15 protein-coding genes and 1 pseudogene are annotated in these 17,770 nt (G+C 62.6%); 12 read left to right on the forward strand and 4 right to left on the reverse strand.

The window, feature by feature from the left end:
- The first annotated feature begins 327 nt into the window (after positions 1-327).
- A complete protein-coding gene (locus WFK61_RS21720; protein WP_336814191.1) occupies positions 328-885 on the forward strand; it encodes a Panacea domain-containing protein in 558 nt (185 codons plus the stop codon).
- Here the strand turns inward: WFK61_RS21720 and WFK61_RS21725 are convergent.
- Positions 864-1,187, reverse strand: a pseudogene (locus tag WFK61_RS21725) (transposase); the annotation flags it as partial. The gene WFK61_RS21720 and the pseudogene WFK61_RS21725 sit on opposite strands and share 22 nt — an antisense overlap.
- A 13-nt stretch (positions 1,188-1,200) precedes the next feature.
- Positions 1,201-1,794 carry a recombinase family protein gene (locus WFK61_RS21730; protein WP_336814151.1) on the reverse strand — a complete coding sequence of 198 codons (594 nt, stop codon included), beginning with the start codon at positions 1,792-1,794 and terminating at the stop codon, positions 1,201-1,203.
- 155 nt (positions 1,795-1,949) lie between these two features.
- Between WFK61_RS21730 and WFK61_RS21735 the strand changes: the two genes are divergently transcribed.
- The 9 genes from WFK61_RS21735 to WFK61_RS21775 all read left to right on the forward strand — a co-directional run bounded on the left by WFK61_RS21735 (position 1,950) and on the right by WFK61_RS21775 (position 14,245).
- Complete coding sequence (locus WFK61_RS21735; RefSeq protein WP_336814152.1) at positions 1,950-4,925, forward strand: Tn3 family transposase; 2,976 nt, start codon at positions 1,950-1,952, stop codon at positions 4,923-4,925.
- Positions 4,922-5,545 carry a hypothetical protein gene (locus WFK61_RS21740; protein WP_336814153.1) on the forward strand — a complete coding sequence of 208 codons (624 nt, stop codon included), beginning with the start codon at positions 4,922-4,924 and terminating at the stop codon, positions 5,543-5,545. The genes WFK61_RS21735 and WFK61_RS21740 overlap by 4 nt, the downstream gene beginning before the upstream one ends.
- A gap of 624 nt (positions 5,546-6,169) precedes the next feature.
- Positions 6,170-7,072 carry a LysR substrate-binding domain-containing protein gene (locus tag WFK61_RS21745; protein ID WP_336814154.1) on the forward strand — a complete coding sequence of 301 codons (903 nt, stop codon included), beginning with the start codon at positions 6,170-6,172 and terminating at the stop codon, positions 7,070-7,072.
- Positions 7,073-7,283: 211 nt separating this feature from the next.
- Complete coding sequence (locus tag WFK61_RS21750; protein ID WP_336814155.1) at positions 7,284-8,798, forward strand: FAD-dependent oxidoreductase; 1,515 nt, start codon at positions 7,284-7,286, stop codon at positions 8,796-8,798.
- 43 nt (positions 8,799-8,841) lie between these two features.
- A complete protein-coding gene (locus WFK61_RS21755; protein ID WP_336814156.1) occupies positions 8,842-9,705 on the forward strand; it encodes a transporter substrate-binding domain-containing protein in 864 nt (287 codons plus the stop codon).
- A 42-nt stretch (positions 9,706-9,747) separates the two neighbouring features.
- Positions 9,748-10,494, forward strand: a complete 747-nt coding sequence (locus WFK61_RS21760) for an amino acid ABC transporter permease (protein ID WP_336814157.1) — start codon at positions 9,748-9,750, stop codon at positions 10,492-10,494.
- Positions 10,491-11,321 (forward strand): amino acid ABC transporter permease, encoded by an 831-nt coding sequence (locus WFK61_RS21765; RefSeq protein ID WP_336814158.1) that lies wholly within the window; start codon positions 10,491-10,493, stop codon positions 11,319-11,321. The genes WFK61_RS21760 and WFK61_RS21765 overlap by 4 nt, the downstream gene beginning before the upstream one ends.
- A gap of 7 nt (positions 11,322-11,328) precedes the next feature.
- Complete coding sequence (locus tag WFK61_RS21770) at positions 11,329-12,087, forward strand: amino acid ABC transporter ATP-binding protein (protein WP_442896352.1); 759 nt, start codon at positions 11,329-11,331, stop codon at positions 12,085-12,087.
- A gap of 112 nt (positions 12,088-12,199) precedes the next feature.
- Positions 12,200-14,245: an NADH:flavin oxidoreductase gene (locus WFK61_RS21775; protein ID WP_336814160.1), complete on the forward strand. Its 2,046-nt coding sequence runs from the start codon at positions 12,200-12,202 to the stop codon at positions 14,243-14,245.
- 20 nt (positions 14,246-14,265) lie between these two features.
- Here WFK61_RS21775 and WFK61_RS21780 read toward each other — a convergent pair whose 3' ends face one another.
- Together WFK61_RS21780 and WFK61_RS21785 are read right to left on the reverse strand one after the other, a co-directional pair.
- Entirely contained in the window at positions 14,266-15,561 is a 1,296-nt protein-coding gene (locus tag WFK61_RS21780) for an NAD(P)/FAD-dependent oxidoreductase (RefSeq protein ID WP_336814161.1), read from the reverse strand.
- 34 nt (positions 15,562-15,595) lie between these two features.
- The gene (locus WFK61_RS21785) at positions 15,596-16,294 is read right to left on the reverse strand and encodes an HAD-IA family hydrolase (RefSeq protein ID WP_336814192.1); all 699 of its coding nucleotides are present in this window, start codon (positions 16,292-16,294) and stop codon (positions 15,596-15,598) included.
- 122 nt (positions 16,295-16,416) lie between these two features.
- Here WFK61_RS21785 and WFK61_RS21790 point away from each other — a divergent pair, with 122 nt between their 5' ends.
- Together WFK61_RS21790 and WFK61_RS21795 are read left to right on the forward strand one after the other, a co-directional pair.
- The gene (locus WFK61_RS21790; RefSeq protein ID WP_336814162.1) at positions 16,417-17,424 is read left to right on the forward strand and encodes a LysR family transcriptional regulator; all 1,008 of its coding nucleotides are present in this window, start codon (positions 16,417-16,419) and stop codon (positions 17,422-17,424) included.
- Positions 17,402-17,653: a hypothetical protein gene (locus WFK61_RS21795; RefSeq protein ID WP_336814163.1), complete on the forward strand. Its 252-nt coding sequence runs from the start codon at positions 17,402-17,404 to the stop codon at positions 17,651-17,653. Before WFK61_RS21790 ends, WFK61_RS21795 begins: the two co-directional genes overlap by 23 nt.
- The last annotated feature ends 117 nt before the right edge of the window (positions 17,654-17,770 follow it).

Raw genomic sequence — 17,770 nt, forward strand, 5'->3', positions numbered from 1 at the left:
CACGGCCGACGGCTCAGACCGCAGCAAACCCGAGGCGATGCCGGTAAGCGCAGCTCAAACCGGAACGCTACCGGAGAAAGGCTACATGGTCCCGCTTCTCCCGATGAGCCGTCGCCACCGCATATGCCGGCGCAGCAAGGGAATGCCGCGTTGCCTGCCCGGATGCGCATCAGGTTCGCATCTGGACTTTCGAACTCTTCCGATCGATTGCGACTTCGCCGCGATGACGGGCGTGCCGAGACGCCGCTCCCAGCCGATCAGGATGGCGCGTGGAACAGGAGGCACCAATCGGCAATCAGCAAAGACCTCGATGACTATCGGTCCGCGATGCAGGCCAGCCTGAATGAGGCGCCGAAGTATGGCGCTTCTGCCTGCACGAACCCGCTATTTCGACTCATAAGATCGCTCGGCGCGAGCCGGGCCGGACGACAAAGGTGTCAAGTGAACACATTTAAGGTCGAGAAAGCAGCACAGGTCACCGCATACTTCACGCTCCGCGAAGACGATTCTATCGATGTGCTCAAGGTGGCCAAGCTCGTCTACCTCGCGGAACGAGCCTACTTGGATGCCTACGAGCTCCCTCTCATCGGCGACACGTTGGTCGCTATGCCTCACGGCCCGGTCCTCTCCCCGACCCTCGATCACGTGAACAGCGCCACTCCGGACAATCCGGAATGGAAGCACTACGTCGGAACGCGAGATCACTCCGCCGTAAAGGCCGCCCACGGCGTTTCCATCGACAACCTCGAGCACCTCTCGATCGCGGCCATCGAAGTCCTCGATGAGGTCTGGGCCAAATACGGACATCTGGACGGCTTCGCTCTGCGGGATTTGACCCACGACGAATGCGCCGAATGGACTGAGCCGAAGGGCGGCTTGGCGTAGACGACCCAGTTGATCCGCCGTTGCTCGGTCACCCTGCTGGCGAAGGCCTCGGGTCCGTTCAGCGCGGCGAGTTGCCCGAAGAAAGAGAGCTCGCCCGCCTCATGCGCCTGGACGAGCCGTTCGGTGAACCGGCGGCGGAACAAGCGCGAGAGGACATGGATGGGCAGGAAGAAGTTCGGCCGGCAGTCGATCCAGCGGCCGTCTCGCGCCAATGCGCCGCCGGGGATGAGGCAATGGAGATGGGGGTGATGCGTGAGCGCCTGCCCCCAGCTGTGCAGGATGGGGGCCAGAACAAGAGCTGCTCAAGATCGTACGCTAAGGTCGAACGGAGGATGAACCTTCGTCGCGAACCCGCATGATGGTCTGCCGGCTCGTTGCGAATTTCCTGGCAGTGGCCGAAATGCTCATCCCTGTCTCTAGGTCGTCGCGAACGTCCTGTTTTTGCTTGTCGCTCAGCGTCGCGGGGCGGCCGAGGGCTTTCCCTTCCGATTTGGCGCGCTTGAGGCCAGATTGTGTCCGCTCGATCAGCAAATCCCGTTCGAACTGTGCGACAGCATTGAGCACGTTCATGGTCATCATGCCGGCCGAACTGGTGAGATCGGCTCCACCAAGCGCGAGGCAATAGACGCGCACCCCCATTTCGGCCAACGTCTTGACCGTGGTGCTGACGTCGATCGCGTTGCGGCCGAGGCGATCGAGTTTGGTGACGATCAAAACATCGCCGGACTCCAGCTTGTCCAGGAGCCGGGAGAAACCACGGCGCTGCACGATGGCGGTGCTGCCGGACACCGTCTCGGTAACGATCCGACGCAGCTCGACCTGAAAGCCAGCCGCTTCGATCTCCTGAATCTGGTTCTCGGTGGTCTGCCCTGTCGTGGAGACGCGGACATAGGCGAAGGTGCGTGGCATGGGGCTGTTTTCGTCCGAATAGGCCGTCCGAAATATCACGCCTGTTCAGAAATATGTCAAGGTAATTTGTGGACAGGGTATTTTGCCCCTGTACGGAATCGTCCGTTTCTGGACAGAGGGTTGGTGCGCCGACGCTCACGTGCAAGGAGCAAAAGATGGCCCGACGGACACTCCTCAGGGCTCAGGATAGACAGGAGCTTTTCGACATCCCGACCGATGAGGACAGCCTCATCCGTCATTATTCTCTCGCGCCAGCCGATCGGCTTGAAATCGCGCTTCGTAGGCGCAAGCACAACCAGCTTGGTTTTGCGGTTCAACTTTGCCTTATGCGCTATCCGGGCCGGCCACTCATGCCGAACGAGAGTCCTCCAGCCGCGATGCTCAATTATGTCGCCGAGCAGATCAATGCCGATCCCAGGCAATTTGATCTCTACGCCCGCCGTGAGGAAACCCGTCGCGATCATATTGGACGTTTGCTGCGTTATCTGGATCTGAGGAGCGCATCCCTGCGGGATCGACGCGAGGCTCTGGTGGCGGCGATCGAAACAGCCTCGGCGACAGATAAAGGTATGCCGATTGCGAAAGCGATTATCGCCTCGTTCCGGGAGCGCCGGGTGCTGCTGCCGGCCGCGAACATGATCGAGCGCATGGGATTGGCCGCTCGGGCCATTGCCCGTCGTCGCGCCGAGAACACCCTGATCGCGGACCTTGATCCGGAAAAGCTGCAAATGCTGGACAGGTTGCTGGAAGTCGAGGTGGCGATTGGCCAGACGCGCTTCCACTGGCTGCGTTCGGCTCCGGATGCACCAGGAGCGATGAATCTCGTCGGATTGACCGAGCGCATCGCGTTCCTGCGTACACTCGGGATCGACCCGCGCCTGCAGGCCCGAATCCCCTCGGGACGGTGGGATCAGATGGTCCGCGAGGGTGACGCCACGCCGGCATGGCTCGCCAGCGACTTCAACGCCAGCCGCCGGCGTGCGACAATCGTCGCGCAGATCATCAAGCTCGGCCAGAAGCTCACTGACGATGCCGTGTTGATGTTCATCAAGCTGATGGGCAGGCTGTTTTCCCAGGTCAACAATCGGAAAAAGCAGCGTCATATGAGCGTCCGCCTGGAGACGTCGAAGGCATTGCGATTGTTCCTCGACACGATCGAGGCCCTGCAGGTGGCCAACGATACCGATGCAGATCTCATGCGGACGCTGGATCGGCGCGTCGGATGGCATCGGTTGCTTCAGGTCAAACCCGGGCTCGAGGCTATGGTGGAGCGCAGCGATGTGTCTCCCTTGGCGATGGCAGCAGAGCAGCATGCCACCGTCCGCAAATATGCCGGCGCGTTCCTCCAGACCTTTGCCTTCCACTCGCAGCGGCGTCACGATCCTCTGCTTGCCGCGATCGCGACCCTGAAACGACTCTACGTGGAAGGGCGGCGTGTATTGCCCGATCGCGTTCCGGTGTCGCATCTGACAAAATCGGAACGCGAACTGGTCTTTGACGGTGGAAAGCCGGATCGGCGGCTTTACGAGATTGCGACGCTCACTCATTTGCGGGATCGGTTGCGCTCGGGAGACGTCTGGGTCGAAGGCAGCCGCTCGTTCCGGCCGGTAGACGAACATCTCATGCCGAAGCCCGCCTTCGTTGCCCTGAAGCAGGAAGACAGGCTCGGCCTCGGCGTCCAAGATGACGGCGCAGCCTGGCTCTCCGAAGTCCGGGAAATGATGGACTTCAACCTGCAGCGTCTGGCCTGGCGGGCTCGCTATGGCAAGCTCGACAGCGTGAGGCTGGAGGCCGGCACCCTGATCGTGACGCCGCACGCGAGCGATATTCCTGCCGCGGCCGAGGCCCTCAATGCCGAAATCAGCGACATGTATCCCCTGGTCGAGGTGCCCGACCTGCTGCGGGAGGTGCATGAATGGACCGGTTTTGCCGACCAGTTCACCCATGTACGGACGGGAGATGCACCACCGAACATCGCCGCTATGCTGGCCGGCGTGCTCGCCGACGGCACGAATCTCGGCCCGAAGCGCATGGCGGGGGCGTCGAAAGGCATCAGCGCCCATCAGATCGGCTGGATGCGCAGCTTCCATGCTCGCTCCGAAACCTACCGGGCCGCGCAGGCTTGCGTGACCGATGCACATACGCGCCATCCGCACTCACGGCTCTGGGGAGACGGAACAACGGCATCGTCCGATGGACAGTTCTTTCGGGCCAGCGACCGGGCCGCCCGGCTCAGCGCCATCAATCTGCACTATGGCAGCGAACCGGGAACGAAATTCTATAGCGGGCTCTCCGACCAATACGGCTACTACAGCATCCTGCCGATCAGCCCGACCGAGAGCGAGGCTGTCTATGTGCTCGACGGTCTGTTCGACCACGACACGATTTTGGAGATCGAGGAACTCTTCACCGACACCGGCGGCGCCAGCGACCATGTCTTCGCGCTGTTCGCCTTGGTCGGCAAACGCTTCGCGCCCCGGCTGCGCAACATCAAGGACCGGAAGTTCCACGCCTTCGAGAAGGCCGATGCCTATCCGGCGCTGGCCAACCATATTGGCGTGCCGATCAACACCGCGCTCATCCTCGAGCATTGGGACGATCTTTTACGCCTGGCCGCCTCGATCACGACGCGTACCACAGCGCCGTCGACGATCCTCAAAAGGTTGTCCGCCTCATCGAAATCGAGCGATCTGGCCAAAGCGCTCCGCGAACTCGGCCGCATCGAGCGCACCCTGTTCATGATCGAATGGTATTCGAGTCCGGCATTGCGCCAGCGCTGCCAGGCCGGTCTCAACAAGGGAGAAGCAGCCCACAAGCTCAAGCGCGCCGTCTTCTTCCACGAGCGTGGCGAAATCCGTGATCGGTCCTACGACAGTCAGGCCTTCCGGGCGTCGGGACTCAATCTGGTGGTCAGCGCCATCGTCCACTGGAACACCGTCTATCTCAGCCGGGCGACAGCCCATCTGCGCCAGCAGGGTCGCAACATTCCCGACGAACTGCTCAAGCATGTCTCGCCGCTCGGCTGGGAGCACATCAATCTCACAGGCATCTATTCCTGGGACACCGAGCAGCAGATGACCGAGGGCTTCAGACCCCTGCGACTTCCCGCCAGAATCCTCCGGGCTGCATGACGTTCATTGTACGTTCGACCTTAGCGTACGATTTCGAGCAGCTCTTGTTCTGCCCCCTAGCAGAAACTGTCTGGGATATACTGGAGACCCCACGTAAAACGCAGGGAACCGTGCTCCTTTATGACGGGTTGGGCACGATCGCCGGCGCGGCGAGCGCAGAAATGCTGGCTGAGCAGGGCGCGCAACTCGTTTATGTTACCCCTGATAGGCACACGGCGCTGGAGACGAGCTTCCTCGATCGCCCTTTCATCATGCGGGAGCTCTATCAAAACGGCACGCCAATGTATCCGGATAAGCGGCTTGTTCGCGCTGTCCGCAACGGACACCGCATCGAAGCGACTTTCGTAAACGAATACACCGGCGTCGAAGAGGTTATGGCTTGCGACCGCCTCGTTATCGAGCGCGGAACCATTCCTATGGATGAATTTTACAATGACTTACGCGCAGGCTCGCGAAATGATGGTGTCACCGATTTGGACGCATTTGTCGTTGCTGACCGGCAAACCCTTAGTCTCAATCCCGATGGCCACTATGATCTCCACCGTATTGGTGATGCCATTTCCTCCCGCGACATCCACGCGGGAATGCTCGACGCGATGAGGCTATGCAGGCTCATCTGATGATGAAGATATTCGTGTCACCGGGCTCAGAACCGGCGCTTGCGGCGAGATAGTTTGGTCATTCCGCACAGTATCCCCGAGGTCGTGAATGAGAGCGTGGTCTGAGACCTCTCGCTTCAACCGGACGCAAGTAGATACGCCAGTTGCAGGATGGGACACGACTGCAGTGCTCACGTCAAAAAGGCAGCACAATATGGAAGCGTGCGATGAAGCACTGCTTGATGGGGCGGCAAATACAAATATTCGTAAATACCGTCGTCAGGCCACGCCCCTGGCGACGTTCCTTCGGGCGCATCGAAATCCCCGCCGCGCTTCGTGGCAGAGATGGGAACACGGTCACGGCCCTAAATCAACTTACTGTAATTTGATAGGGTCGCCGCTCGAATCTGGCATAGTCGAATACTGCGAGACGACAACAATTAGCCGTTCTTCACACCCGGCTCAGAAGAATCTCCTTCAAAACCGGAGGTCAACTTCCCGACACGAATCTTGGTCATTTCGATTATACTCTAGGAAATTAGGCCGATCGCCCTTAGGTCCCGTATGTCGTCCAGCATTGGGTTTTGGGTATCGCTCGACTAAGCTGTCCGCGTGGATAGCCAGTATGAGCTGGAGCGATTATCGGTGAATTTGATCTACTTTGCAGCGTTTCGAGCGGTCATGCTGACGGGGACCGTGAGCGCTGCAGCTGAGCTACTCGGGCGAAGCCAACCGGCGGTCAGCCGGCTGCTCGATAAGCTCGAGGCCGAGCTGGGCGTAACACTCTTCGAGCGTCGCCGCGGCCTGGTCACGCCGACATCCGTCGCGAGCCTTCTCCTGGATGAAATCGAACGCGCATATGTCTCGCTCGATTCCCTCAGAAGCTTCGCTGCACGCGTGGCGGAGGGTGAAAGCAGTCGCATCGAAACTGCCATGATGCCAGCCCTAGCTTTGGGGTTCGTTCCGCGGCTTCTCGCGAAATTCCAGGTTGAGTGGCCTAAGACCAAGATTCTGCTAAACGTCACCGTATCGGCCCGGGTCGAAGAGTGGGCGGCCTCTCAGCAGATCGACATCGGCCTAGCCGAGACCCCCCTTCGACGATCCGGATTCCGCATCGAACCCTTCAGCGATATGCCTTACGTTGCGGCCGTCCGCACTGATCATCCGCTTGCCGACAAATCGTGGATTGAGCCTGGTGATCTCGTCGGCGTGCCGTTCATCTCCTTGGCGTTGGTGACTTCAGGCGGCCAGCTGGTTGCGCAGGCATTTCGTTCGTCCGGTATCAAATACGAGCCTGCATATGAGACAACTGTGTCTGCCACCACGTACCAGCTCGTTAAACATGGCATGGGTGTCGGGCTCATAGATCCCTACACCGCTGTCACCGAAATCGACGAACACGTCCGCATCATCCCGTTTTCGCCGTCGATTCCCTTCAACGTCGCGCTATTGCGGCCGGGTTCACGGCCGCCCAGTCGGGCGGTCGACGCGTTGCTCGACCTGCTTGCAAGCGAACGCGATGAGGTACTGAAACGACTACCGCGCTAGCAGCGGGTACGCTTGATTGGCGACGAGGTTCAACAGACCAAGTTCGGTGGTACCGGCTTTGTGCCGCGGTCACAGGCCTACGAGAAAGACGCACAATCGCGATTCAATATAAGTTTTCTGCATAACGATCCCCGAACATTCTATTTTGAGTATTTCCGATCTGGCGATTAACTTGCGGCGTCGATTTTTTCGGAGAGGATCGTTCCGACGGATGGCAAGGGCAGGGGCCAGCACGAATAGCTTCGATGTCGTCGTCATCGGCGGGGGCATCAACGGCACCAGTGCGATGCGGGAGCTGACAGCCGCGGGCTACCATGTGCTGCTTGCCGAGAAGGCCGATCTCGCCAATGGCGCATCGAGCCGCTCGTCACGCATACTCCATTGCGGCCTGCGCTATTTCGAGACGCACCACCCTGTCAGGACGTTCGCCCGCTCGCCAATGCGCCTCCTGGGGGCGGTCAAGATGGCGAAAGCCGCCATGGAGTCGCGCGAAGAATTGGTTCGCCTTCGAACGGAGCGCTGCAAGCCCTTCACGATGTGCTTTCCGCTCTACAGCGGCGCCGATATCCGCGGCTGGCATCTCGACATCGGCTTCGCGTTCTTGAACCGCCTCGGTCCCGCGAACCCGCCGCTCGATTATCGCCGTATCCGAACAGACCTCGACCGAGACATCCCCTTCGTCGCCGATCTGCGCGACCGGGGGCAGCTCAAATCGGTCGCGACCTATCGCGAATACATGATCGATTGGCCGGATCGCCTCTGCGTCGACAACGCGCTCGAGGCAGAGCGGAACGGCGCCAGCTTGCGACTGTTCACGCGGGCGGCGCTGCGCGAGCGCGCTCCCGACGGCGACTGGATCGTCGATCTCACGGATCGCTCGGGTGGGAGCGAGGCGATCCGTGCGAAAGTCGTTCTGAACCTGGCAGGGAGCTGGGTCGACGACATAGGCCCGGTCGGGCAGCAACCCAATCAGCCGCTCGTGCGCGGGACGAAGGGCTCGCACATCGTCGTGCGCCTGCCACAGCGCTACAAGGATTACGGCATCGCGACGCTCCATCGCGGCGGCATGCCGTTCTATTGCCTGCCGCTTGAAGGAGACTGGTTCTATTTCGGCCCCACGGAGACGCCGTTCGACGAGGATGCGGACGAAGCGCGCCCGACCGGCGACGATGTCGACTTCCTGCTTGGCGAGGCCAACCACCTGCTCCCGGGACTGTCCCTGGGGAAGAAGGATGTGGGCTTCACCTGGGCGGGCGTGCGTCCGCTCACCTTCGACCCCGAGCAGCCGATGGGCCGGCGCACGCGCGAAATTCACGACCTGACCGCCAGGGGTCTGCCACGCGTGCTGGCCATGACGGCGGGCCCGGTCCAGAGCCATATGAGCGCCGGGCGCGAACTGCGCGCAGCCGTCTCGAGACTGCTGCCGCCTTCGCGGCCGAACGTCGGTGCTCGCATGGGCGATGCCGGCATATCTACCGACGGCGAGACCGATCAGGCCGGGGCCTACAGGGCGGCGGTGCGCGACGAGCACGCGCGCGATCTGCGCGGCATCCTCTACACGCGAACGGGCCACGCCTGGGGGCGGCATGTCGATCGAGACTTCGTCGCGCAGGCGGCCCGGTCCGTGGCCGATCTCCTGGGCTGGGAACCGGCCCGGGAGGCCGAGGAGGTCGAAACGTTCCTGGACTATCAGAGCCGCCATTTTCCGACGGGGAATGCGGCCTGAAGACGACCAGCTGCCAGAAGTCCAAACAAAAGGGGAAACAGAAATGGCATCGTCAAGCAGTTCGAAGCATCTCGCGGCGCTCGCCGCGATAGTGATAGGGTGCGGCGTCATCCTCGCAGCCGGACCGTCCCAGGCCGCAGAAGGCCGCCTCAAGGAGATTCTCGAGCGGGGCACGGTCAAGGTCGGCGTGCAGGGAGCGTTCAAGCCCTGGTCGTTCCCGGCTCCGGACGGCACGCTTCAGGGCATCGAAGTCGATCTCGGCAAGAGCGTCGCCGACACGCTCGGGGTAAAGTTCGAGCCTGTCGTGATCACCTCGGCCAATCGCATGCAGATGCTGCAGCAGGGCAAGATCGACCTCATCATCGGCGGGATGTACGACACCGCCGAGCGCCGCAAGATCGTCGGGATCATCGAACCGGCCTATTGGACCTCCGGCCCGAGCATCCTCGCTAAGAAGGGCGTCATCAAGGACTGGAAGGACATTGCCAACAAGCCCGTCTGCGGCAAGCAGGGCAATGCCTACAACAAGATGGTCGAGACCGAGCTGAAGGCCAAGCTCACGGCTTTCGCCGGAAATACCGAGGGTAAGGAAGCCCTCCGGACGGGCAAATGCATCGCCTGGGTCTATGACGACGTCAGCATCATGGCCGATCTCGAAGCGCCCGAATGGCAGGATTACGAGATGCCGGTTTCGGCGTTCTACAACAATCCCTGGGCAGCGGCGGTCCCGATCGAGGAACTGAACAAGGGCTGGGGCGCCTTCATGGCCGGGATGGCCTATCGCTGGCAGGGCGAGGGCAAACTCATCGAGCTGGCCAAGAAGTGGAATGTGAAGCCCGGCGACTGGTTCACGGAGCAGCAGAAAAAGCTGCGCTGGGACACGAGCTATCTGAACCCGAAGAACTAGACCGATGCGCGTTCAGACCCGTCCCGTCGATGATGGCCGCTCATGTTGAATCTCATCGGACCTTATTTCCGAAGGCTGTACGAGACGACGGGCCTGAACTTCAACGTGTTTTACGATCAGTATGAGTTCGATCGTTTCATCACCGGCGCCAGCAACTCGCTTCAGCTGATCTTCTGGACGTTGCTGCTGTCGCTTGTGATCGGCGTTCTCGGCGCCTGGGCTCAGAATGCAAGGAGCGCGATCGTGCGGGTGGTGATGGACGCGTATATCCAGGCCTTCCGCAACACGCCGCCAATGATCCAGCTGCTGTTCTTCTTCTTCGGCCTCGGCACGTTCATGCCGGCGGTCGACATGGGCGGTTACTCGCAGCCACTGATCACGTCCTATGGCTGGGCCATCATCTCGCTCGGCATCTTCGGCGGTGCCTTCAACGTCGAGATTTTCCGCTCGGGGCTGGAGGCCGTGCCGGATTCAACGCTTGAGGCGGCGGAAAGCCTCTGCTTCTCTCGCTGGCAGGCCTATCTCTACGTCACCCTGCCGCTCGCATTCCGGATCGCCCTGCCGGCGCTGACGAACAATCTGGTCAGCCTGGCGAAGACCACCTCGCTCGCCTACGTGATCGCGGTGCCGGAGATGACCTATGTCTTGAATCAGGTCTGGTCGGACAACGTCAACGTTCCCGAGATGATGCTCCTGCTGTTTCTCTTCTACATCATCGTGGTGACGGCGCTGGCGGGCGTGCTCCATTTCATCGAGCGCAAAGTTGCGTTGCCGGGGTACGGCCAATGACGACGCGCGCCTTCGTCATCGACAAGGAACGCCTGTCGCCGGCGCGCCCGCTGGCCTGGCTGAGTTGGCGGTACGGGCTGTGCCTCCTGATCGCATTCGCCTTGTCGCTGGTCTCCGCCTGGGCGCAGTCCAACCCACCCGGACGTGCCTCGGCTATCGAAACGCTCGGCATCTGGCTGCCCTTCATCCTGCGCGGGTTTGCGCTCAACCTCGCGATGAGCTTTCTGGCGATGGCGCTGGCCACGGTGCTGGGCATCGCGTTGGGCCTGATGCAGATCAGCCTGATCTGGCCGGTGCGCATGCCCTCACGGTTCGTCACGCATCTGCTGCGCAACTCGCCCTGGCTCGTGATCCTCTTCGCCATCATGTACATGCTGCCGACCGAGCTGCGCCTGCCCGGCGGAGGCAGGGTCCCCCTGCCGGACTGGGCCAAGGCCGTCGTCGCCTTCGCCCTGCCGGTGATGGGCAACATCAGCGAGATCGTCCGCGGAGCCGTGCACTCCATCCCGACCGGGCAGTGGGATTCGGCAGAAGGACTGGGATTTACGCGCTCCCAGACGCTGCGCTGGATCATCCTGCCGCAATGCGTCCGGCGTGCCATTCCGCCGTGGATGAACTGGTACGCGCTGCTGACACTCTCGACGCCAATGGCTTCGATCTTCAGCGTGCACGAGGCTGTCGCCAACGCCCAGGCGGGCATGGAAGCGACAGGTGCCAGGCCGGACCTGCTGTTCCCGTTCTACCTGTTCCTGCTGTGCCTCTTCTTCGCCTACATCTATCCGATCGCGCTTTTGACACGAAAGCTTGAGCGTCAATATGTCGTTTGAAACCAGAGTGACCGCCATATCGGCATCGCAGCCGGGCGAACCGATCGTCTCCTTGCGTGACGTGCACAAGTCGTTCGGCACGCTGGAGGTCATCAAGGGCATCAGCCTCGATGTCGGCAAGGGCCAAGTCGTCTGCATCATCGGGCCGTCCGGCTCCGGAAAATCGACCCTGATCCGTTGCATCAACGGCCTGAGCCCGATCCAGCGGGGCTCGATCACGGTCCAGGGCCAGGAGGTCAACGACCCCAAACTGGACAAGCTCGCGCTGCGGAGGAAGGTCGGCATCGTCTTCCAGCAGTACAATCTGTTCCCGCACAAGACGGCGCTCGAGAACGTCATGATGGCGCCGGTGAAGGTTCTCCGCGAGCCGAAGGCCGAGGTCGAGCAGCGTGCGCGTGCGCTGATCGGGAAAGTGCGGCTGACCGGCAAGGAGGATACCTATCCCGGCCAGCTTTCGGGGGGACAGCAGCAGCGCGTAGCGATCGCGAGGAGTCTCGCGATGCGCCCCGACGTCATGCTGTTCGACGAGGTCACCGCGGCGCTCGATCCCGAGACGGTCAAGGAGGTGCTCGTGACCATCAAGGAACTCGCGGCCGACGGCATGACCTGCATCCTCGTGACGCACGAGATGGGTTTCGCGCGCGAGGTCGCCGACCACATCTACTTCACCGACAAGGGCGTGATCGTGGAGCACGGTCCGCCGCAGGAATTCTTCACCAATGCCAGGGATCCGCGGACGAGGCAGTTCCTGAGCCAAGTCCTTTAGCAACGCGCCCCCGCGCCCTGCGGCGCGGATCTGTTCACCCATCACGGCAACCGCCGCACGAACCTCCCCGTTCGCGCGATCGGCGAAGCCTTGACGTTTTCCGGAGGCAACCATGTACCAACCCGACCCCGCGATCACAGCGAAAGATCCCCTGCTGCAACCGCTGACGATCAAGCATGTGACGCTCCGCAACCGGATCATGAGCACTAGCCATGCCTGCGGACTGGAGCAGAACGGCATGCCCGACGATGCCTATCAGGGCTATCACGAGGCGAAGGCCAAAGGGGGCATCGGACTCTCGATGTTCGGCGGCTCCTCCAATGTCGACATCGATTCTCCCAACATCTTCCGCCAGCTCAACGTCGGCACAGACGCGATCATCCCGCACCTGCAGCGGTTCGCCGACAGGATGCATGCGCAGGGGGCCGCCCTGATGTGCCAGATCTCCCATCTGGGCCGGCGCGGCGATCCCTATGGCGGCGACCGACTGCCGACGATCGGCCCCTCGCCCATCCGGGAGACTGCGCATCGCAGCATCCCCAAGGAGATGGACGAGCACGATATCGACCGGGTAGTGAAGGCCTTCGCCGCGGCTGCGCTGCGTTGCAAGGAGGGCGGCCTCGACGGCATCGAGACGATGGCAGGCGGGCATCTGATCGGTCAGTTTCTCTCGCCGGACACGAACCGGCGCACCGACCGCTTCGGCGGATCGCGGGAGAACCGCTGCCGCTTCGCCCTGATGGTCCACGAGGCGATCCGAAAGGCCGTTGGCGACAGCTTCCTCGTCGGGATGCGGTTCACGATCGACGAGGGGCCGGACAGCGCCCTGCGCCTCGAGGAGGGCATTCGCATCGCCCTGATCCTGAAGGAAGCCGGCGCCGTCGACTTTTTCAACGCGATCTACGGGTCGATGGAGAACGTGCCGGCTCTGGCGAAATACAACATGCCGGGAATGGGCACGCCGCTCGCACCTTGGGTCGAGCCGGTGGGCGTGTTCCGGCACGAGGTCGCTCTGCCCGTCTTCCATGCCGCCAGGATCGCCGACCTGTCCTCCGCTCGCTACGCGGTGCGCGAGGGCAAGGTCGATATGGCGGGAATGACGCGGGCGCAGATCGCGGACCCCTATATCGTCGCCAAGCTAGCGAGCGGGAGAGAAAGCGAGATCAGGCCCTGCGTCGGCGCCACGCATTGCCAGTCACAGCACCGGCCTTCCTGCCTGCACAATCCCGTCACGGGTCGCGAACTCACGCTGAAGCATGAAATCCCGAAGGCGCAGGGACCGGCGCGGAAGGTCGTCGTGATCGGCGGAGGCCCGGCCGGCCTGGAGGCGGCCAGGGTCAGCGCGGAGCGTGGCCACGAGGTTTCGCTCTACGAGGCCGCGGCGGAATTCGGCGGCCAGATCCTGCTGGGCGCCACCGGATCGTGGCGACGCGATCTAAAGGGCATCGTCGAGTGGCGCGTGGCCGAACTCGCCCGCCTGGGCGCCAGCCTGCACACCAACGCCTATATGGATGAACAAGACATCGCCGGGTTGGAGCCCGATGTCGTGATCATGGCGACCGGCGGATTGCCGCTGGTCGATATCGGCGAAGGTGCGGAGTTATGCACCAACAGCTGGGATGTCCTGACCGGGCAGGTCGCCCTGTCGGGCGATGTGCTGATCTTCGACGGGACCGGCCGGCACCCGGGCCCTCTGGCGGCAGAACGGGCGGTCGAGGCGGGCGCCCGAGTCAGCTATGCCTCCATCGATGCCGTGATCGCCGAGGAACTGACCTATTCGGAGCGCATCCGCTGGAAGCAGGTTTTCCTCAAACACGGGATCCAGCCGATCCCGGAGACGCGCCTGGTTTCGGTCGAGCGCCGCGACAACCGGTTGCTCGCCCGGCTCGTCAACGACCTCTCGCGGGACGTCACGACCGTCATGGTCGACCATGTCGTGGTCGAACAGGGCAGCATTCCCATGGCAGAGGTCTACGACCAGCTGCGGGCGGGCTCCAGCAACGAGGGCGTCAGCGATCTCGAAGCGATGGTGAAGGCCGCGCCGCAGCCGCGCAAATCGGCTAAGGGTTTCGAGCTGCACCGGATCGGCGATGCCGTAGCAAGCCGCAACATCCATTCGGCGATGCTGGATGCCCTGCGGATCTGCAGTGCGCTATGAAGCGCTACCCTCCCCCGTTGCTAGCGGCCGATCCGGTCGAGGAACTGGTACCAGCCGGCGACCGTGCGAACGGCCGGCTCGCGCATGAAGTAGAACGGGATCGGCTCCGGGCGCTTCCGTCGCATCAGGCCGAGATCGGCCTGGTCGCCGAGCAGGATGTCGAGCGCGCATCGGCCGAGAAAGCTCGCCATCGCGATCCCGGCGCCGTTGTAGCCGAGCGCGAAGGCGGTCCTGTCGTTCGCCAGGCCGATCTGGGGCAGGCTATCCATCGTCATGGCGACGAGGCCCGACCAGCGATGGGTCACCCTGGCGCCGGCGAGCTGAGGGAAGATCTCCTTCATCGCAGCTTCGAGCGCAGCGAAGGCGGCGGCGGAATCGGCCTTGCCGAATGCGCCGCGACCGCCGAAGAGCATGCGGTCGTCGATCCGGCGAAACCAGCGCATCATCCGTCGCGTCTCGCTGTAGCTTCGGCCGCCCCGCATCAGCGTCGCGAAGATCTCGGCCGGAAGTGCTTCGGTCGCGACCATCGCGCTCCGGAACGGGATCACCGATTTTCTGACGCCGGAGGTCGCCGGGGACAGGTCGGAATAGCCGTTGGTGGCGATGATCAAGCGCTCCGCGCGGAGCACGCCCTGCCCGGTGACGATCTCGACCCCCGCCGGTCCCTGGTCGACACGCTCGGCCAGCGAGCGTTCGAAGATCTGGCCGCCGCCGTCGCGGACGGCGCGCGCCAAACCACGGGCGTAGTTGAGCGGGTGGATGACGCCGGCATGCTTGTTCAGCACCCCGCCGACGAAAGCGCTGCTCCCAGTTTCGTCCCGGGTCTGCGCGGCATCGAGGATCTGCAGGCTCGTATCGCCGAAAGTCTCCATGGCGATCCTGGCTTCGTCGGAGAGACCCATCAGGGCGTTGGCGTTGTGGGCACAGCGCAGATTGCCGGCCATCGCAAATCCGGCGGCGTGGATCGCATGCTCTGCGACATTGCGCTCGACGCAGTCCATGGCGTCATGCGCCAGACGGTTCATGCGCTTCGCGAGGTCGACGCTGTGGTGCCTGGCCATGTCGCTTAGGGAAACGCGATACTTGGTCGAGACGACCCCGCCGTTGCGCCCGGAGGCACCGAAGCCGACTTCGCCCGGTTCGATCAGGGCCGGCTTGAGGCCTCTCTCGATCGCGCGCAGCGCGGCGCAGAGACCGGTATACCCGGCCCCGATGATGGCGACGTCGGCCGTCGCGGCACCTGCGAGCGCATGGGATGGGGAGGCCGCGATCGCGGTCTCCCGCCAGAGCGACGGCGGAAGCGTCAGGTCGGACATGGCCGTTGCTCCGATGGATTACAAAGGCCCGGCGTCACCCGCGCTCCACCGCATCGGCCAGTTCGCCCAGCGACGCGAAATGGAAGTCGGGCTTGGTGACCGCCTTCGGAACGGGAGTGCCGCCGAAGCCCTTGAAACCCTTGCGGCGTTCGATCCAGCAGACCTTGTATCCGAGTTCCCGCGCGACGCCGATGTCGTGATACTGGCTCTGCGCGACGTGCAGGATCTCGTCCTGCTTGAAACCGTGCGCGGACTGCCGGCCGAGATTGTAAAAGAAGAAGCGCGGATCGGGCTTCGCAAATCCAACCTCGTCGAGCGTGACGCTGTCGTGGAACGGCAGGCCCAGCTTGTTGGCGCAGTTGGTGTAGGCGACCTGGTCGTAGTTCGTCATCGCGACCAGGCGGAACTTGCGCCGCAGCCGCTTGAGCGCCTCGGCGGAGTCCGGAAAAGCCGGAGCGGTGAAAAACAGACGAAAGAAGCGATCGCCCGCGGCATCGTCGGCCGACAGGCCGAGCTTGCGGGCCGCCGTGAGATAGACATCGCGCATGACGGCGCTGGCGGGGCCGGGAAACTGCTCGCGGGCGGCGAGGTAGGCCGCGAAGATCTCGTCCTCCGTCAACTGGGCTGCCGCTGCCCCTCCGGCGGCGCGAAATCCATCGAGAACGCCCTTCTCGAAATCGATGCATGTTCCGACGATGTCGAATGTCAGCACCTTGAAGTCAGCGAACGACATGGCTTCGGCCTTTCGATTGTGGTCGCGGGCGCGCCATCGACACAGGCGCTGTCCGGACAAGTCGAGCATTGGGCCGGTTCCGGCAATCCGATAAATTATCAACGCGGGGGTTACATCCTGTAATGTCCCAGCTCAGGCGACTGCTCCCCTCCCTCAATGCGCTGGTTGCGTTCGAGGCCGCCGTCCGCTGCGGCACGTTCGCCAAGGCGGCGAAGGAACTCGGCGTGACGAGCCCCGCGGTCAGCCGAACCATCGCCCGGCTGGAATGCCATCTCGGCATTCCCTTGTTTCACAGGACGCCGAGAGGCGCCGTCCTGACCAGCGACGGCAACAACCTGTTCTCCGGGATTTCCCAGAGCTTCGGCGACATCGAGAGAACCGTCGCCGATCTCGTCGAGCGCCGCCGGTCGCTGCGCCGGCCGATCGTGCTGTCGGTATCCGCGGGCTTCGCAACCCATTGGTTCATGCCGCGTCTGGCCCGGTTCCAGACCTGCTTTCCGAGAGAGGAAATCCATTTCCAACTGATCAACGGCCCGCTGGAAGGACCTGTCGACGGCGTCGACATTGCGATGCGCTTTGATCCGCAGGCGGAAGCGAACACCCGGGTCTATCCGCTGATGCGCGAACTTCTGTTGCCGGTTTGCGCCGAGCTCTATGAGGGCGCTCGCACCGAGGCGGATAATCTCCTGCCCGCGGCGGCTCGGATGATCTCGCTCAGCGGTTCGCAGTTTCAGTGGCACCAGCTCTTCGCGTCCGATTTCGCCGGAGGCCGAGGGAACGAGATCCTGCTGACCGACTATAGCCTAGTGGTGCAGGCGGCCTTGGTCGGACAGGGCATGGCGGTCGGCTGGTTCAACGTGGTGTCCGGGCTTCTCGCCTCCGGCGCGCTGGTACCGGCGCTGCCGCAGGTCATCGCCACCGGACGCCGGTGCGACCTGGTTTTGCCGAAACGCCCGCATTCGCAAGTCGTGTCCGAGGTCTGCGACTGGATGCTGCGGGAATTCCAGAGCGACATCGCGCGCATTCGCCAACGCCACCCTCAGGTGGGGGAACAGCTGGAAGAATCCCTCTTCCGGCCACAGCATCAGAGTTTTGGGAGGACACAAGATGTATATCACGGCACGCATTAGAGCCGAGAAGGTGTTCCATGGTTACGACGAAAACCGCCAAATGATCGTCAGTGATCCTGCGCCCGCCGATTTCGTCGAAAAGGTCATCAAATTGGACAGGATCCTGTCCTTTACGGACAAGTATATTTTCATCGAATGCCCTCACGACACCGTTCAGACCTGGGAATACGAGGGGTCGCTCGATGACATCAAAACGCAACTCCGCGGTGCGGGCCTCCTCTTGGGCTGAGTTGGCTCGTGTTGGCGGCACGTTCATGGGAAATTCCCGATCATAGGAAGCCGGATCTTGCCGCGGCGTCATGCGATTTCCATCGACGCCTAGCCTGACAAAGCGCCGGTTACCCCG

It is taken from the genome of Allobosea sp. MMO-172, assembly GCF_037147855.1.
In the GTDB taxonomy this organism is placed as follows: domain Bacteria; phylum Pseudomonadota; class Alphaproteobacteria; order Rhizobiales; family Beijerinckiaceae; genus Allobosea.

Excerpts from the sequence above, each read along its gene's own strand:
- WFK61_RS21720 (WP_336814191.1), top strand. The coding sequence starts at position 328 with ATGCAGGCCAGCCTGAATGAGGCGCCGAAGTATGGCGCTTCTGCCTGC.
- WFK61_RS21730 (WP_336814151.1), bottom strand. The coding sequence starts at position 1,794 with ATGCCACGCACCTTCGCCTATGTCCGCGTCTCCACGACAGGGCAGACC.
- WFK61_RS21735 (WP_336814152.1), top strand. The coding sequence starts at position 1,950 with ATGGCCCGACGGACACTCCTCAGGGCTCAGGATAGACAGGAGCTTTTC.
- WFK61_RS21740 (WP_336814153.1), top strand. The coding sequence starts at position 4,922 with ATGACGTTCATTGTACGTTCGACCTTAGCGTACGATTTCGAGCAGCTC.
- WFK61_RS21750 (WP_336814155.1), top strand. The coding sequence starts at position 7,284 with ATGGCAAGGGCAGGGGCCAGCACGAATAGCTTCGATGTCGTCGTCATC.
- WFK61_RS21755 (WP_336814156.1), top strand. The coding sequence starts at position 8,842 with ATGGCATCGTCAAGCAGTTCGAAGCATCTCGCGGCGCTCGCCGCGATA.
- WFK61_RS21760 (WP_336814157.1), top strand. The coding sequence starts at position 9,748 with ATGTTGAATCTCATCGGACCTTATTTCCGAAGGCTGTACGAGACGACG.
- WFK61_RS21765 (WP_336814158.1), top strand. The coding sequence starts at position 10,491 with ATGACGACGCGCGCCTTCGTCATCGACAAGGAACGCCTGTCGCCGGCG.
- WFK61_RS21775 (WP_336814160.1), top strand. The coding sequence starts at position 12,200 with ATGTACCAACCCGACCCCGCGATCACAGCGAAAGATCCCCTGCTGCAA.
- WFK61_RS21780 (WP_336814161.1), bottom strand. The coding sequence starts at position 15,561 with ATGTCCGACCTGACGCTTCCGCCGTCGCTCTGGCGGGAGACCGCGATC.
- WFK61_RS21785 (WP_336814192.1), bottom strand. The coding sequence starts at position 16,294 with ATGTCGTTCGCTGACTTCAAGGTGCTGACATTCGACATCGTCGGAACA.
- WFK61_RS21790 (WP_336814162.1), top strand. The coding sequence starts at position 16,417 with ATGTCCCAGCTCAGGCGACTGCTCCCCTCCCTCAATGCGCTGGTTGCG.
- WFK61_RS21795 (WP_336814163.1), top strand. The coding sequence starts at position 17,402 with ATGTATATCACGGCACGCATTAGAGCCGAGAAGGTGTTCCATGGTTAC.